At 66.0% G+C, this 1,507-nt stretch carries 2 protein-coding genes; both read right to left on the minus strand.

The annotated features are described in order from the left end of the window. Nucleotides 1–186: 186 nt before the first annotated feature. On the minus strand, nucleotides 187–1,050 hold the full coding sequence (locus ACE3OO_RS20200; protein ID WP_374305906.1) for a hypothetical protein: 864 nt from the start codon (nucleotides 1,048–1,050) through the stop codon (nucleotides 187–189). A gap of 115 nt (nucleotides 1,051–1,165) precedes the next feature. After that, nucleotides 1,166–1,507 (minus strand): EamA family transporter (locus ACE3OO_RS20205; RefSeq protein WP_374305908.1); only part of this gene is annotated, 342 nt, incomplete at its 5' end.

The raw sequence follows: 1,507 nt of genomic DNA on the forward strand, positions 1-1,507 counted from the left end.
CCAACTCGTCTCGATATGGCCCCAAAGGAGGCGGCGCCAGCTTCGCGCCGTCCGCGGCGCCGGTCCACAGAAAACTCTTCACGAACCTGTCATAGGGGAGTTCATCGGCCGCCGGCAAGCCTGGCCCTTACTGCCCCTCGCGCCCACGGCAATGTCCCCGAAAGGCGACTGAATCGGGGCCGGTTCCTATCTGTCTTCGGATTTATTGCGCCAGCGCTGCTTCGCAGTGGCTTCCGAGGTTTTATTCCGCGCCAGCAGATCGGTCAGCTGATCCCAGAGAGCGGGGGCTTGGCTCTGGCTGCGCGCGGGGGTTTTTTGCGCCTTTACCGCGGGCGATGGCGCCGGTTGGGCCGCTTTCGCCATCGGTTTCGCCTTTGGCAGCAGGGGCACCGGCTGCGCCGCTACCGCGACCCGTGGTTCGAGGGCGGCCTTGGCAGAGGCGGCAGGTCCGGCATTCATTGAGGGGCTTTCGGGCGACGGGCTTGCAGCCGGAAGACTTGCCACTGGCGACGGCCGCGACAGGTGATCGGCCGGGGCGATCCTTGGCTGCAGCAGCAGGATCGGTGCCGGGCTTTCCGCAACGGGCGACGCTGCCTCCGTCGTTGCCGTGGCGGCCGGCGCCAGATCGGGCCCACCCGATAGATCCCGGTCCCGCATGATTTCGTTGATGGCCATGCCACCGACAAAAGCGACACTGAGACCCACCCACCAGGCAATCGGTGCGCCCGCCCGCAACGCGTGCTTGGCCGGCCCGCATACCGCTTGCCCAGACAACGCTTGCGATGGGAGTGTGTCCGAACCAAGGGCCTGCATCGGCGGCTGCCCACGCGCGCCGGTCTTCGCTGCACGGAGGGCCGCGGCATAGGCATCATAGGAGAGCCCTTCTGCCGCCGACAGGCCAGCTGCTTTCAGCGCTTCGGCACCGACTCCCTGTTTGATACGCAGATAGTGCGCATAGCTCGGCGCATTGTCGGGGCGCTGGGACTGTTCGCCCGCCAGGGCCTGGACGGTCGAGGCCGACGCTCTTTTCCTGTTCTGGTCCGACAGCATGCGAAATCTCTCCCGGCCTCTATTGCCGGCGGCGAAATTAGCATGCGGGCGCGGCGCAGACTGGCCAGGAACGCTGCCATTACAGAAAAGTTTCAGCGCCGGCCAAGCAATGCCGTCAATGCAGCAGGACGGCACCCAGCGCCACCAGGCTCACCGAGGCGTAGCGGCGTTTGCGGAAGCGTTCCTTGAGCAGGAAGGCGCTCATGATCGCTGCGAATATGACGCTGGTTTCGCGCAAGGCGCTTACCTGGGCGAAGGCGCCGTCTCTCATGGCGAAGATCGAGATGCCATAGGCACCGGCCGAGAGCACACCGCCGGCAAGGCCCAGTTTCCAGGCACCGGACCAATAGGCGAGCGCCGGCCGGAGGCCGCGGCGCCACAGGCAGAACAGGACCAGCATCGGCGCATCGAGCGCGAACAGCCAGGCGATATAGCCGAATTGCTGGGCTTGCGTGGC

This window comes from Ferrovibrio sp. (assembly GCF_041906005.1).
Taxonomy (GTDB): Bacteria; Pseudomonadota; Alphaproteobacteria; order Ferrovibrionales; family Ferrovibrionaceae; genus Ferrovibrio.

Excerpts from the sequence above, each read along its gene's own strand:
- ACE3OO_RS20200 (WP_374305906.1), bottom strand. The coding sequence starts at position 1,050 with ATGCTGTCGGACCAGAACAGGAAAAGAGCGTCGGCCTCGACCGTCCAG.